We start from the raw sequence: 12,669 nt of genomic DNA, 5'->3' as shown, positions 1-12,669 counted from the left end.
AAACGAACCCTGCTGATTGGAGCGATCTTCATCATGACTTGCCTTGCATACAACGCCGCCGATTCCCGCCCTGCGTACCGCAACGAAGCGCCGCGCCAGCAGCCGGGCTTGCTGAAAATGGTGCAGGTGCTGTGGGACTTGACCTTCAACAAGCCGGCCGATACGGTACCCGCGCAGGCATTGCCGGTGCAAGTACTCACTCGCGAGCAATTGTTGTCTGCGCCGGACAACAGCCTGTTCCGCCTGGGCCACTCCACGATCCTGTTGAAGCTGAATGGCGAGTTCTGGCTGACCGACCCGGTGTTTTCCAAGCGCGCTTCGCCGGTGCAATGGGCTGGCCCGGCACGCTTTCACGCGCCGCCGATCAGCATTGCCGAGCTGCCTCCAATCAAGGGCGTGATCCTGTCGCATAACCATTACGACCACCTCGATTACGCCGCCATCCGCGAGCTGGAGGCAAAGACTGAACACTTCCTGGCGCCGTTGGGTGTAGGCGACACCCTGGTGTCCTGGGGCGTGCCGGCTGGTAAGGTACGGCAACTGGGGTGGTGGGAGTCGGTCTCGGCCGGCGGCCTGAAGCTGACCGCCACCCCGGCCCAGCACTTCTCCGGCCGCACCCTGTGGGACAGCAACAAGACGCTGTGGGCTTCCTGGGTGATCGAGAGCGGCGGCCTGAAGGTCTTCTTCAGCGGCGATACCGGCTACTTCAAGGGCTTCAAGGAAATTGGCGACCGCTTCGGCCCCTTCGACCTGACCCTGATGGAAACCGGCGCCTATGACCCGAACTGGCCCGACATCCACATGCAGCCGAGGGAAACCATGCAGGCCCACATCGACCTGCGCGGCAAAGTCATGCTGCCGATCCATAACGGCACTTTCGACCTGGCCATGCATAGCTGGGACGATCCGTTCGAACAGATCAGCGCCCTGGCCGCCGCGCGTGGCCAAACCCTCGCGACGCCGATGATCGGCGAAGCACTTGATATCGCCCAGCCGCAGGCCACCAGTGCCTGGTGGAGGATGCCATGAAACCGTATCAGCAATTCTTGAAAATGTGGTCCCTGCCGCGTCCGGTGTCCTTGGCGCAGCCCGTCGATGGTGATACAGTCGGGAAATATTTACTTCCTGATAATTGGCCCGATGCGCCTATCGACCTTCCTGCCAGCCGCAGTAGCATGCCTGCTCAGTCTGCCCACACTTGCTGAGGCAGCCACCGACAAGAACCAGACTCCTCTTGGAAAGCTGACTGCCAAGCTGCAGTCTTGCCCCAAGCCGGAGTGGCCGGCCGAGTCCTTGCGGAATGGTGAGGAAGGCGCAGTGGTGCTGGCCTACCTGATCGGGATGGATGGCCGTGTCATCGAGTCCAGGGTGGAGAAATCCAGTGGCCACCCGCTGCTGGACCTGGCGGCGCAGGACGGACTCGCGAAATGCCTGTTCATGTCGCCCGAAACGATCGGCTGGCATGAACCGACATGGACCAAGATGAGCTACGTTTGGACCCTGGAAGGCGGTGAAACACCCGCTGAAGCCAAGGCTCGCCTTGAACAAACCAAGGCGCTTGCAGCGGCAGGAAATGCCGAGGCAATGTACCAGATGAGCTGGCGTTATTTTGCAGGTGATCCGGAAGTCGACAAGAATGTCCCCGAGTCGCTTCGATTGCTGCGCAAGTCCGCCGAATCGGGCTATGTGCACGCGCAAGTGGCCCTGTCGATGGTGCTGGCTGCCGGCCGGGCCGCCGACAAGGATGTGGTGCAGGCGATCGACTGGGCGAAAAAAGCAGCGGACCAGGGTAACGCAAGCGCACAACTGAACCTGGCCAAAATACTGCTTGCTGCACCGGAGGAAGCGCAGGATTACAATCTGATGTTCGACATGTTGGAACGGGCTGTCGACCAAGGTGATCCAGAAGCCAAGACCACGCTTGGAATGCTGTTGATTCATGTCCAGGAAGGTGACAAACAGCGCGGCCTGCAACTTGTGGTTGATGCAGCAGAGGCACAGAACCGCGCTGCGCAATACGACCTGGCGTATCTCTACGAGAACGGTGAGGTCTTGCAGCAGGATATGGGTAAAGCGCGAGCGTTGTATGAGCGCTCGGCCGCCGGCGGCTACGAACCGGCAAAGGATGCGCTGCTCAAGCTTCCACGTTGATCAGCTTGCCGATCGTCTGGCCGAGGCTATTCAGTGTCGGCGGCTTGGGCAGGGCGCTGGACGGGACGCGTTGTTCGATGGCGTTATCAAGGCGCGGCGCGCTCAGGGTTGGCGTGGCGGCGGCTTGGGCGCGCGCGCTGTCCTGCTGAGTCTTCAAGAGGGATTGGGTGTCGAGTTGCAATTGTGAGCGGCTGGCGTCCAGCCTGTCTTCATCCTGCGCCACCTGGTCGCGATCCTGCTGCACCTTGCGCTCGGCAAAGGCCACGGCAGTCTGCAGTGAGTTGACGGAATTCAGCGCGACCACGAATCTACCCTTGATAGTAACCTTTCACTCAGGCACCTTTGTCAGCTTAGGCGAAAAAGACGGTGAATGCTAGAGCTCCGTGCAGGCGAAAAAAAGGGCGCCGCAGCCTTGGAAAATCCTGCGACGCCCGGAGGGGAACTGCTAAGGGACTAAGGGAGGGTTACACCAATCAGAAGCGGTAGGCCAGCGACAGCTCCCAGCTGCGGCCAAACAGCGGACGGGCGTTGATCGGACCGCTGCCGCCGGTGGTCAGGCGCGAGTTGCCTTCGGTCAGGCCGAGCTCGTTGGTGATGTTGTTGCCGCTCAGGCGAATCTCGATCTTGTCGCCGATGGTATACAGCGCGCCCAGGTCCACGGTTTTATATGAAGGCAGGTATTGCAGGTTGGATTGGTCGGCCCAGCGGTCGCCCACATAGGTGTAGGTGCCGTACAGCTTGAGCGCATTGTTTTCACCCAGCGGGATGCGGTAGGTCGGCGTGAAGCGGTATTGCAGCTTTGGCTGGCGCTGCACCAGCTTGCCTTCGGTCAGCGGGTTGTCCTTGTACTTCGAATCCTGCCAGTTGCCGGACAGGCTCAGCGACAGGTCGCGGATCGGGCGCACCGCCAGTTCCACTTCCACGCCATCGCCTTTGGAACCGGATACCGAATTCAGGATGGTGCCGTTCGACAGGATCTGCTGGAAGGCGATGCCTTCAAAGTCGGTGTGGAAGTAGTTGATGTAGGCGCTGTACAACTGGCCGGCGGTCTTGAAGCCCAGTTCGTACTGCTTGATCTTTGGCGTCGGCAGGAAGCTGCGGTCGTCCACCTTGGCCTGGGTGCCGGCGTTGCGCAGGTCGTCGAAGGCGACGAAAGTGTGGCCCATATTGGCGCGCGCGAACACGCTCATGTCCTTGGCCAGCTTGTAGTTGCCGCCGATGGTAAAGCTGTTGGCCGAATCGGTGCGCTTGAGCGCCGTGTTGGATCCGGTCGGCATCGAGGTATTGTTGTTGTAGACCGTCAGCGGGTTATTGTCCGTATCGCCGCTGCTCAGGTTGGAAATTGTCGCATCGAGCTTCTGGCGCTCACGGCGAATGCCGCCGTCGATCTTGATCTTGTCGTTGACCTTCCATTCGTTGGCGAGGAACAGCGCGGTGTTGCTGCCATCGTAGGACGCGACCGGGGCATAGAACACGCTGCCATCCTTGCCGTTGTTGGAAACGATGACGCCGTTGTCCAGCTTGACGTTGATCAGGCGTGCGTTCGGCACGGCCGTCATCAGGTGGCTGCTGCCCAGGTACCACACGTCATCCGAGGAGTAGTTGGCAAAATAGCCGCCCACGGTCAGGGTGTTGTCCTTGATCCACTCCTTGCTGACGCGGATCTCGTCGGTGAAGGACTTCAGTTTCTTCTCAACCGCCCACAAGCCGGCCTGCACTACTTGCTGGTTGCCGGAGACCGGCGTGCCATCCAGGTAGGTCGCCGTGGCAGTGGTGCCGCCGTTGGCTGCCAGCGCGGCGGTGTTATAAGCGGACATGGCCAGCGGGTTGTTACCGGTGAACATGGCGATGGTGTTCAGCTCGCCATCGAAATGGTTGAACTTGTTGGAGACGTTCCAGCCATCGATGTTCTGGTCAAACTCCATGCCCAGCACGGTGGACTTCAGGCCGCGGCCATCGCCCAGGTCGTAATTCAGGGTCTTGCCTGGCGCGGCGTCCACGGTGAAGCGGCGCATCTCGTTGCTCATCAGCGTGCCCTTGAGCGGGTCGAAGCCCGGGAATTCGGTGATGGTGCGTCCTTCATTGCTGGAAACCAGCGGCACGCCGGTGTAGAAGGCGTTCTTGTCGTCGGTTCGGCGTACATAGAAGGTCGCCTCGCCCTGGTCCAGCTTGCGGGTCAGGGTCGCGGTGACCTGGCCGCCGTCATCGGAAGGGAAGCCGGAATCGCGTACGCCATGGGTGTTGCGGTAGAAACCGCCAATGGTGCCGTACCAGCCATCGGAAATCTTGCCGCCGTAGAAGACATCAATGCGGCGCAGTTCGCCGGTGCCGGTGGTGAAACGCACCGAACCCTCCGGCGTGTCGGCGCCCTTTTTCAAGATGAAGTTCATGGTGGCGCCCGGCTGGCCGCTGGAGAAGATGGTGCTCGGGCCGCCGCGCAGCACTTCCACGCGTTCAATGGTGTCGTCCAGGCGGAAGGCCGAAGAGCCCTCGAAGAAGGACAAGGTGGAAACCGGGTACAGCGGATTGCCCTGCATCTGCACCGACACGAACGGCGAATCGGAGCCGGACGGGAAGCCGCGCACCTGGATGTTGGCGCCCGACTGGCCGCCGGTCGACTCGGCAAAGGCGCCCGGCACCAGCTTCATGACGTCGGCGGTGCTGATCGGGGCGGCTTGTTTGAGTTGTTCTTCCGATGCGGTGGTGATGGAGAAGGCGGAGTCCAGCTTGCGCACGCCGCGGGCCGAGGCCACGCCGGTCACCACGACTTGCTGGATTTCTTTCTGGACGGCGGCATCTGCCGCAGCCGGGGCTGGCGCGGCTTCCGCCGTGGCTTGCTGGCCTTCCTGTTCCGCGGCCCGGGCCTGGCCGATCAAGGCCAGTACAGCGATGGAAATGGACGACAACAGGAACTTCCGATGATTTTTCATACGTGTCTCTTCTTTCGTTTTATGTGATTCGGCTTCCAAGGCCTGACCATTGAAACAAGAAATGATATCGATGTCAAACGAAATGTTATCGATGTCATTTTGTTGTTGCGTGGTTTCGAAATCTGTCATAATGCCCCGCATGGCAGTCAATAAAACTATGGAAGACCTCGCCAAGCTGGCAGGGGTTTCGAAAATTACCGTGTCGCGCGCCCTGCGTGGCAGTCCCCTCGTAACGGAAGAAACGCGGGAGAAAGTGCGCCAGATCGCGGAAGCCCAGGGCTATCGCCTGAACGTGAGCGCACGCAACCTGCGCATGGGGCGTTCGTATTCGGTGGCAGTTGTGGTGGAAATGACACCCGAGAAGGGCCGGCCGATGTCCGACCCCTACCCGCTGGAACTGCTGGGCGGGATCACGCAGGAGCTGACGACCGCCGGCTACAGCGTGGTGCTGACCTCGCGCCAGTTGCTGGATACCGCCCCGGTGCAAGGCGCCGACGGCTTGATCCTGCTGGGCCAGGGTTCGCATGGCGAAGCGGTGACCGCGCTCAAAAAGCGCAGCCAGCCGCTGGTGGTGTGGGGCGCGCCGGAGGCGGGCTCGGACACCGTGGTGGTCGGCAGCGACAACCGCAAGGGCGGTGGCAGTGTCGCCCAGCGCTTCATCGAACTGGGACGCAAGAAGGTGTTGTTCCTGGGCGACGTGGACCATGCCGAGGTGCAGGAACGCTGCGCGGGCTTCATCGACGCGCTGGGCGGGCAGGGTAGCGTGCACATCATGCGGCCGAAGGCATTTACTTTTGAAGCCGGCTTTGATTGCCTCGATTCCCTGCTGAAGAAGAAAGGCTTGTCGTTCGACGGCGTGTTTGCCGCCAGCGACTTGCTGGCGATGGGTGCGATCCGTGCATTGGCCGAGCGCGATGTGCGCGTGCCGGAACAGGTCTCGGTCATCGGTTATGACGATACGCCGGGCGCCGCGAGCTTCGTGCCGCCGCTGTCCAGCGTGCACCAATACCTGCGCGATGCGGGCGTATTGTTGGCCAAGAAGATGCTGGACTCGCTGGAGGGGCGTCCCGTGGCTTCCGAGACCCTGCCCACCGCGCTCATCGTGCGCAGTACGTAAAAATTTTTTATGCCGTATCCAAACCGGTTTGAATGAAAAAGAAGGATGAAGATGCTGCACACTTACCCCCTCGATGCCTGGTGTATCCGCGAAACGTCCTTCGATGCGGCGTCAAATTTCCTGGATGAGACCCTGTTCGCGCTGGGCAATGGCTATATCGGCCTGCGCGGAACGGCGGAAGAAGGCTACGCCGGCCCGGCCGGCACTTCCCTGGACGGTACTTACCTGAACGGCTTCTTTGAGTCGGAACCGATCCAGTACCCCGAAAATGCCTACGGCCTGGCACGCAACAACCAGTTTATGTTGAACGTGCCGAATGCCAAGGGGATCGCGCTGTGGGTTGGCGAGGAGCGTTTTGACTTGCTGCAGGGCCGGGTTGAAAGCTACGAGCGCCGCCTCGACTTGCGCACCGGGCTTCTGGAGCGCGATATCGTCTGGCAGGCGCCGTCCGGTCGCCGCGTGCAGGTGCGCAGCCGGCGCCTGGTCAGCTTCGCCAGCAAGCATCTGTTTGCGATCGAATTCACGGTGACGCCGCTTGGTTTCGATGGCGCCTTGCGGCTGGAATGCACGGTCGATGGCGTGGTGCGCAACCTGGAAGCCGGCGACGACCCGCGTGTCGGTTCCGCCACATCCGGCCCGGCGCTGGCGCTGCTTGGCACCGAATTGGCGCCGCACTTCGCCGCCCTGCAGCAGCGCACCCATAACAGCGGCTTCACGCTGGTAACAGCCGCCGCGCAGGTGATCGATGCGCAGCATATCTTTGCGCAGCGCGCTGAAGGCTCGCGCCTGGCGCAGTCATACGCTGTCGATGCGCGCGATGGCCAGGCGGTGCGCCTGGTGAAATACGGCTGCTATTACAGCTCGCGCGATTATGCCGACGACGAGCTGCTGGCGCGTTCGCGCGCCGAACTGGAAGCGGCGCGCGGTCTCGGTTTCGACAAGCTGGCCGCGCAGCAGGAAGCCTACCTGGCCGACTTCTGGGCGCAAGCCGACGTGGAAGTAGCTGGCGACGACGCGCTCCAGCAGGGCATCCGTTTCAACCAGTTCCACCTGCTGCAGTCGGTGGGCCGCGACGGCAAGACCAATATCTCCGCCAAGGGGGTGACGGGCGAGGGCTACGAAGGCCACTACTTCTGGGATACGGAGATCTACATCTTCCCGTTCTTCCTGTACAACAAGCCCGAGATTGCGCGCAAGCTGCTGGAATACCGTTACGCCGGCCTGCCAGCCGCACGCGAACGTGCACGCCAGATGTCGCATGCCAAAGGCGCCTTGTACCCCTGGCGTACCATCGCAGGCGAGGAATGCTCGGCCTATTTCCCGGCCGGCACCGCGCAGTATCACATCAACGCGGACGTGGCTTACTCCATCAAGCAGTACATGGACGCCACCGGCGACGACGCCTACCTGCTGCAATACGGCGCCGAAATCCTGCTCGAGACCGCGCGCATCTGGCTCGGCATCGGTAGCTACAACCGCGCAGGCGCATTCGTGATCAACGAAGTGACAGGACCGGACGAATACACCGCGCTGGTGAACAACAATTACTACACCAACGCGATGGCCAAGCTGCACATGCAGTTTGCCGCCACCGTGGCCGAACGTATCGCGCGCGAATACCCGCAGGACTGGGCGCGCATTGCCGCCGCCGTTGCGTGGAGCGAGGGCGAGCTGGAAGAATTCCGCCGCGCTGCTGCAGCCATGTTGCTGCCCTACGACGCTGCACTCGGCATCCACCCGCAAGACGACAGTTTCCTCGACAAGAAAGTGTGGGACTTCGCAGGAACTCCCGCCGACAAATACCCGCTGTTGCTGAACTACCATCCGATGGTGATTTACCGCCACCAGGTCTGCAAACAGGCCGACGTGGTGCTGGCCCTGATGCTGTTGAGCGAGCAGTTCACGCTGGAAGACAAGAAACGCGACTTCGATTACTACGAAGCAGTGACCACGCACGATTCCTCGCTGTCGTCCTGCATCTTCAGCATCATCGCCTCCGAAGTGGGCTACGAGGGCAAGGCCTACGACTACTTCATGGAGACCGCCCGCCTCGACCTGGATAACACCCACGGCAACACGCACTACGGCGTGCATACCGCCGCCATGGCCGGCACCTGGCTCGGGGTGGCTTACGGCTTCGGCGGCATGCGCGTGGTGGACGGCGAGGTACGCTTCACGCCGACGCTGCCGAAGCAATGGCAGCACTACCAATTCCGCATCCACCTGCATGGCAGCCTGCTGCAGGTGCGCGTGAGCCCGGGCGGCACGCAATACACCTTGCTGCGCGGCGAAACGCTGGCTTTCCAGCATCGCGGCTTGCCCGTCACCGTTACGCCGGCCGCGCCGGTCCAGGAGCTCGCATGAAAGCCGTTATCTTCGACCTCGATGGCGTGATCACCGATACCGCCCACTATCACTTCCTGGCGTGGCAAGCGCTGGCGCAGTCGCAACAGGTGCACTTCGACGAAGCCTTCAACGAAAACCTGAAGGGCATCGACCGCATGGGCTCACTGGAGCTGATACTGGCCGGGGCGCCGCGCACCTACAGCGACGCCGAGAAGCTGGCGCTGGCCGACTCCAAGAACGAGCATTACAAGACACTGATCGCCGAAATGTCGCCCGCCGACTTGCTGCCCGGCGCAGTGGCAGCACTCGACTGGTGTCGCGCGCAAGGCTTGAAGGTGGGCCTTGCGTCAGTCAGCAAAAACGCCTTCACGGTGCTGGAAAGCCTCGGCATCACTGAGAAGTTCGACTATGTCGTAGACGCGGCGACGATCGCGCGCGGCAAACCCGATCCCGAAATCTTCCTGCGCGCTGCGTCGGAACTGGGCGTAGACCCGGCCGATTGCGTTGGCGTGGAGGACGCCGTTGCCGGCGTGAGCGCCATCAAGGCGGCCGGCATGTACGCCATCGGCGTTGGCCATGCGGCCACGCTGTGGCAAGCAGACACGGTGATCCCGGGATTGGAACAATTCAAAAATATAATGGAGACACTATGCAAAACCGGCGCATCATCTGGGTCCTGTTCCTGATCTATTTCACCTTCGCCATCCTGTTGAACAGCGTTGGCACGGTGATCCTGCAGGTCATCGGCAACTACGGCGTCAGCAAATCCTCCGCCAGCGTACTGGAAGGTTTCAAGGACTTGCCGATTGCCGTGGTGTCCTTCCTGGTGGCGAGCTTCCTGCCTCGCATCGGGTACAAGAAGGCGATGCTGACCGGGCTGGTCATTGTTACGGCGGCCTGCCTGTCCATGCCGCTGCTGCCTTCCTTCCTCACTACCAAGATGTTGTTCCTGTGCGTTGGCGTGTCCTTCGCGCTGGTCAAGGTGTCGGTCTATTCCACGCTCGGCCTGGTCGCCGCCGATCGCCGCCAGCATGCAGGCATCATGAACACGCTGGAGGGCTTCTTCATGGTGGGCGTGCTGTGCGCCTACTGGGTGTTCAGCTTCTTCATCGATTCCACCAACCCGCGCTCGCAAAGCTGGCTGCATGTTTACTGGGTGCTGGCCGGCCTGTGCGCGCTGACCTTTGCGCTGCTGCTGGCAACGCCATTCGATGAACGGCTGGCGGCACCGCCGGAAGCGCGCAGCTTGGCGCAGGAATTCACCGCCATGCTCAAGCTGTTCTTCAAGCCGCTGGTATGCGTGTTCGTGCTGACCGCTTTCCTGTATGTGCTGATCGAGCAAAGTGTGGGCACCTGGCTGCCGACCTTCAATAACGAAATCTTGCACCTGCCGGCTGCCATGAGCGTGCAGGTCACCAGTATTTTCGCCGCATGCCTCGCAGTCGGCCGCCTGTCGGCCGGGGTCCTGATGCGGCGCATCAATTGGTACCCTGTGATGAACGGCTGCCTGCTCGGTATGGGCGCTGTGGTGCTGGTCGCATTACCGATGACGCATGACGTTGCGGTCCCGGTCGACGCGGGCTGGGGCGATGCACCGCTGGCTGCTTTCGTATTCCCGCTGATTGGGCTATTCATGGCACCGGTGTACCCTGGCATCAATTCGGTCATGCTCAGTTCCTTGCCCAAGCACCAGCACTCGGCGATGACCGGCCTGCTGGTGATCTTCTCGGCGCTGGGCGGCACCACGGGATCGCTGATTACCGGTTATGTGTTCGGCGCCTTCAGCGGGCATTTCGCGTTTTACCTGACGCTGGTGCCGATCGCGATCGTGCTGGTCACACTTTACTTCTTCAAGCGCGCGGTGGACGGCAGTGACGACGGGCTCGATGCACCCGCTATAATTTCGCCATGAATCTGAAGAACCTCGCCGACACACTCGGCATGTCGAAGACAACCGTCAGCCGCGCGCTGAACGGCTATCCCGAGGTCAGCGAGTTGACGCGCGAGCGCGTGTTGCGTGCCGCCCGCGAATCCGGCTATGAAGCCAATCCCATGGCGCGCAGCCTGGCCGTTGGACGCAGCAATGTGCTCGGCACCATCTACCCGCTCTTGCCGGCCGACCTGGGCGACGCCATGTTCCTGGAAGTGGTGGGCGGCATGTCGGAAGCGTTGGAGCAGAAGCGCATGAACTTCATCATCGCCCCGGTGTCGCCGTCCAACGAAATGCCATCTTATGAGCAGATGGTGCGCGGCCGCCGCGTTGATGGCCTGGTGGTGAGCCGCACGCTGGTGCAGGATGAACGCATCGCCTACCTGGCGCGCGTCGGCTTCCCCTTCATCGCCCATGGCCGCACCCAGCTCGACGCGCCCTACGCCTGGTTCGACTACGACAATGAAGCCGGGATCCGCATGGCGTCGGAGCGCTTGCTGTCGCTAGGCCACCAGCGCATCGCTATGATCAGCGCGCCGCTGGCGATGAACTTTGCCGCGCAGCGCCGCGCCAGCTTCCTCGCGACGATGTCCAGCGCAGGCCTGGCGGTCGATCCGCGCCATCTGGTCGACGACTGCATCGACCGCCGCGCCGGGCACGCCGCAGTGCAGGCGCTCCTGGCGACGACCCCGCGCCCGACTGCGATCGTGGTCGATAACCACCTGGCCGGTGTGGGCGCGGTGCGAGCCCTGCTCGACGCCGGAGTCGCGATCGGCAAGGACCTGTCCCTGATCGTATGGGGCAGCATGGCCGACACCCTGGCCGACATCGACGTCACCACGATCGACCAGCCCAACGCCCGCGCTGCCGGCGCCAAGATGGCCGACATGCTGCTGGCCCTCATCAACGGCAAACCGGCAGCAAGCCTGCAGGAGCTGTGGCAACCAGAATTGACGGCAGGTGCGACCGTTTCAGTGCCTGGAGTGCGCTCATGAGTTGGTCGATGGCAGATCGTCGGCCGGTAAATGCTGGCGTACCGTCGCCTTCAACTTTTCTGCCATCTCGTACAGGTCGTCAAGGTGGGCGAGAGGAATTTTCTCTTCCTCTCGTTTATCGTTGAATATCCCGACTGCCAGTTTTTCAGTGTTGTTGAAGCGGAGGCGGCATATTGGCTTTCGATTATTATCGTCGAGAAGAATTGCGCAATAGCTTTGCGCATCGCGCATGAAAACGCGCCGAGTGTTGACGACATCTCGCAGGATCGACCGAACGATGTGAAAACCTTCAATTTCCTCGGCTGTAGTTACGATTGTTTGATCGTTTGTGTCCTCGAATTTAAGCTCCACAGGGCTGGCTATCGATTCCGGTTCGTTAACCAATGCGCCTTTCAAACGCTCGTTAATTCTTTCTGTTAGCAACTGCTCAAAGGCGCGCTTCGTTATGCCAGTAAACTGGTCGCGAACAGCCTGCGTAAAACGCCTTCCTCCCAATAGCTCGCCAGAAAGAATCTTCACGAAATCTTCAGTTGGATTGTTGAGTAGATCGGCAATCTTATTTTGAATCGCCCGTGTATATTTAAGCTCGCTGGCAGTTGTCAGGATCGTATCGACGTCAAAAGTGGTTTTCGCAAACTTCTTTAATTCTTCTACATCGCGTTCTTTAAAATCCAGAAGATCGAACTCGAAGAACGGCTTTTCGTCCATCTTGTTCGGCTGCTCGAGGTCGGTGAAAAATCGATATACGGAACCGTTCGTGAGAACGCCGAAGCGCGCCGCGGTAACGTGAAAATATCGAAACAACTGGCCAGCATGGTTGATGCTGAGATCTCCACCAAACTTTTTGCATTCGAAGAGCATGATGGGGTGCCCGTCACGTAAAATCGCGTAGTCGACTTTTTCACCTTTTTTGGTACCAATATCGGCAACCAGTTCCGGAGTGACTTCAGTCGGGTCGAAGACGTTATAGCCTAGAAGCTGAATGAACGGCATCACCATCGCATTCTTTGTCGCTTCCTCTGTTCTAATCAGGTCTTGTGTGGAATTGATACGAGCCGCGAGTGCACGAAGATGATCGATAAAGTCCATGAACCATTCTCCTGCTAGTTAGTAGGAAAAAAACATTCACTTTTGCTTACGTGGACTTGGAATTTTGCTCCCTATCGGAAGATGGTGCCAATGGGAATAAAGTATTTACAC

10 protein-coding genes are annotated in these 12,669 nt (G+C 60.6%); 7 read left to right on the top strand and 3 right to left on the bottom strand.

Annotated elements, in window-relative coordinates; translation table 11 throughout:
- Positions 1-33: 33 nt before the first annotated feature.
- Together BM269_RS06485 and BM269_RS06480 are read left to right on the top strand one after the other, a co-directional pair.
- A complete protein-coding gene (locus BM269_RS06485) occupies positions 34-1,029 on the top strand; it encodes an MBL fold metallo-hydrolase (protein ID WP_373994384.1) in 996 nt (331 codons plus the stop codon).
- A 66-nt stretch (positions 1,030-1,095) separates the two neighbouring features.
- On the top strand, positions 1,096-2,151 hold the full coding sequence (locus BM269_RS06480; RefSeq protein ID WP_090436191.1) for a TonB family protein: 1,056 nt from the start codon (positions 1,096-1,098) through the stop codon (positions 2,149-2,151).
- Here BM269_RS06480 and BM269_RS06475 read toward each other — a convergent pair.
- Both BM269_RS06475 and BM269_RS06470 read right to left on the bottom strand, forming a co-directional pair.
- On the bottom strand, positions 2,135-2,455 hold the full coding sequence (locus tag BM269_RS06475; RefSeq protein WP_090436190.1) for a hypothetical protein: 321 nt from the start codon (positions 2,453-2,455) through the stop codon (positions 2,135-2,137). The genes BM269_RS06480 and BM269_RS06475 overlap by 17 nt on opposite strands.
- Positions 2,456-2,624: 169 nt before the next feature.
- A complete protein-coding gene (locus tag BM269_RS06470; RefSeq protein WP_090436300.1) occupies positions 2,625-5,081 on the bottom strand; it encodes a TonB-dependent receptor in 2,457 nt (818 codons plus the stop codon).
- A gap of 139 nt (positions 5,082-5,220) precedes the next feature.
- Here BM269_RS06470 and BM269_RS06465 point away from each other — a divergent pair, with 139 nt between their 5' ends.
- Genes BM269_RS06465 through BM269_RS06445 form a run of 5 tightly spaced genes read left to right on the top strand, consistent with a single transcriptional unit; the run spans position 5,221 to position 11,469 of the window.
- Complete coding sequence (locus BM269_RS06465; RefSeq protein WP_229204520.1) at positions 5,221-6,198, top strand: LacI family DNA-binding transcriptional regulator; 978 nt, start codon at positions 5,221-5,223, stop codon at positions 6,196-6,198.
- A 51-nt stretch (positions 6,199-6,249) separates the two neighbouring features.
- A complete protein-coding gene (locus BM269_RS06460; RefSeq protein WP_090436299.1) occupies positions 6,250-8,562 on the top strand; it encodes a glycoside hydrolase family 65 protein in 2,313 nt (770 codons plus the stop codon).
- Positions 8,559-9,230 carry a beta-phosphoglucomutase gene (pgmB, locus tag BM269_RS06455; protein WP_090436188.1) on the top strand — a complete coding sequence of 224 codons (672 nt, stop codon included), beginning with the start codon at positions 8,559-8,561 and terminating at the stop codon, positions 9,228-9,230. Before BM269_RS06460 ends, pgmB begins: the two co-directional genes overlap by 4 nt.
- A complete protein-coding gene (locus tag BM269_RS06450) occupies positions 9,194-10,456 on the top strand; it encodes an MFS transporter (RefSeq protein ID WP_090436187.1) in 1,263 nt (420 codons plus the stop codon). The genes pgmB and BM269_RS06450 overlap by 37 nt, the downstream gene beginning before the upstream one ends.
- A complete protein-coding gene (locus BM269_RS06445; RefSeq protein WP_090436186.1) occupies positions 10,453-11,469 on the top strand; it encodes a substrate-binding domain-containing protein in 1,017 nt (338 codons plus the stop codon). The genes BM269_RS06450 and BM269_RS06445 overlap by 4 nt, the downstream gene beginning before the upstream one ends.
- On the opposite strand, the gene BM269_RS06440 is transcribed toward BM269_RS06445, so the two are convergent.
- Positions 11,464-12,558 carry a type I restriction endonuclease gene (locus BM269_RS06440; RefSeq protein ID WP_090436185.1) on the bottom strand — a complete coding sequence of 365 codons (1,095 nt, stop codon included), beginning with the start codon at positions 12,556-12,558 and terminating at the stop codon, positions 11,464-11,466. The two genes, BM269_RS06445 and BM269_RS06440, sit on opposite strands and share 6 nt — an antisense overlap.
- Between the last annotated feature and the right edge of the window lie 111 nt (positions 12,559-12,669).

It is taken from the genome of Duganella sp. CF458 (genome assembly GCF_900113115.1).
GTDB lineage: Bacteria > Pseudomonadota > Gammaproteobacteria > Burkholderiales > Burkholderiaceae_D > Rugamonas.
This window is presented reverse-complemented; position numbering and strand designations above follow the sequence as displayed.

Excerpts from the sequence above, each read along its gene's own strand:
- BM269_RS06485 (WP_373994384.1), top strand. The coding sequence starts at position 34 with ATGACTTGCCTTGCATACAACGCCGCCGATTCCCGCCCTGCGTACCGC.
- BM269_RS06480 (WP_090436191.1), top strand. The coding sequence starts at position 1,096 with ATGGTGATACAGTCGGGAAATATTTACTTCCTGATAATTGGCCCGATG.
- pgmB (WP_090436188.1), top strand. The coding sequence starts at position 8,559 with ATGAAAGCCGTTATCTTCGACCTCGATGGCGTGATCACCGATACCGCC.
- BM269_RS06460 (WP_090436299.1), top strand. The coding sequence starts at position 6,250 with ATGCTGCACACTTACCCCCTCGATGCCTGGTGTATCCGCGAAACGTCC.
- BM269_RS06440 (WP_090436185.1), bottom strand. The coding sequence starts at position 12,558 with ATGGACTTTATCGATCATCTTCGTGCACTCGCGGCTCGTATCAATTCC.
- BM269_RS06450 (WP_090436187.1), top strand. The coding sequence starts at position 9,194 with ATGCAAAACCGGCGCATCATCTGGGTCCTGTTCCTGATCTATTTCACC.
- BM269_RS06465 (WP_229204520.1), top strand. The coding sequence starts at position 5,221 with ATGGCAGTCAATAAAACTATGGAAGACCTCGCCAAGCTGGCAGGGGTT.
- BM269_RS06445 (WP_090436186.1), top strand. The coding sequence starts at position 10,453 with ATGAATCTGAAGAACCTCGCCGACACACTCGGCATGTCGAAGACAACC.
- BM269_RS06470 (WP_090436300.1), bottom strand. The coding sequence starts at position 5,081 with ATGAAAAATCATCGGAAGTTCCTGTTGTCGTCCATTTCCATCGCTGTA.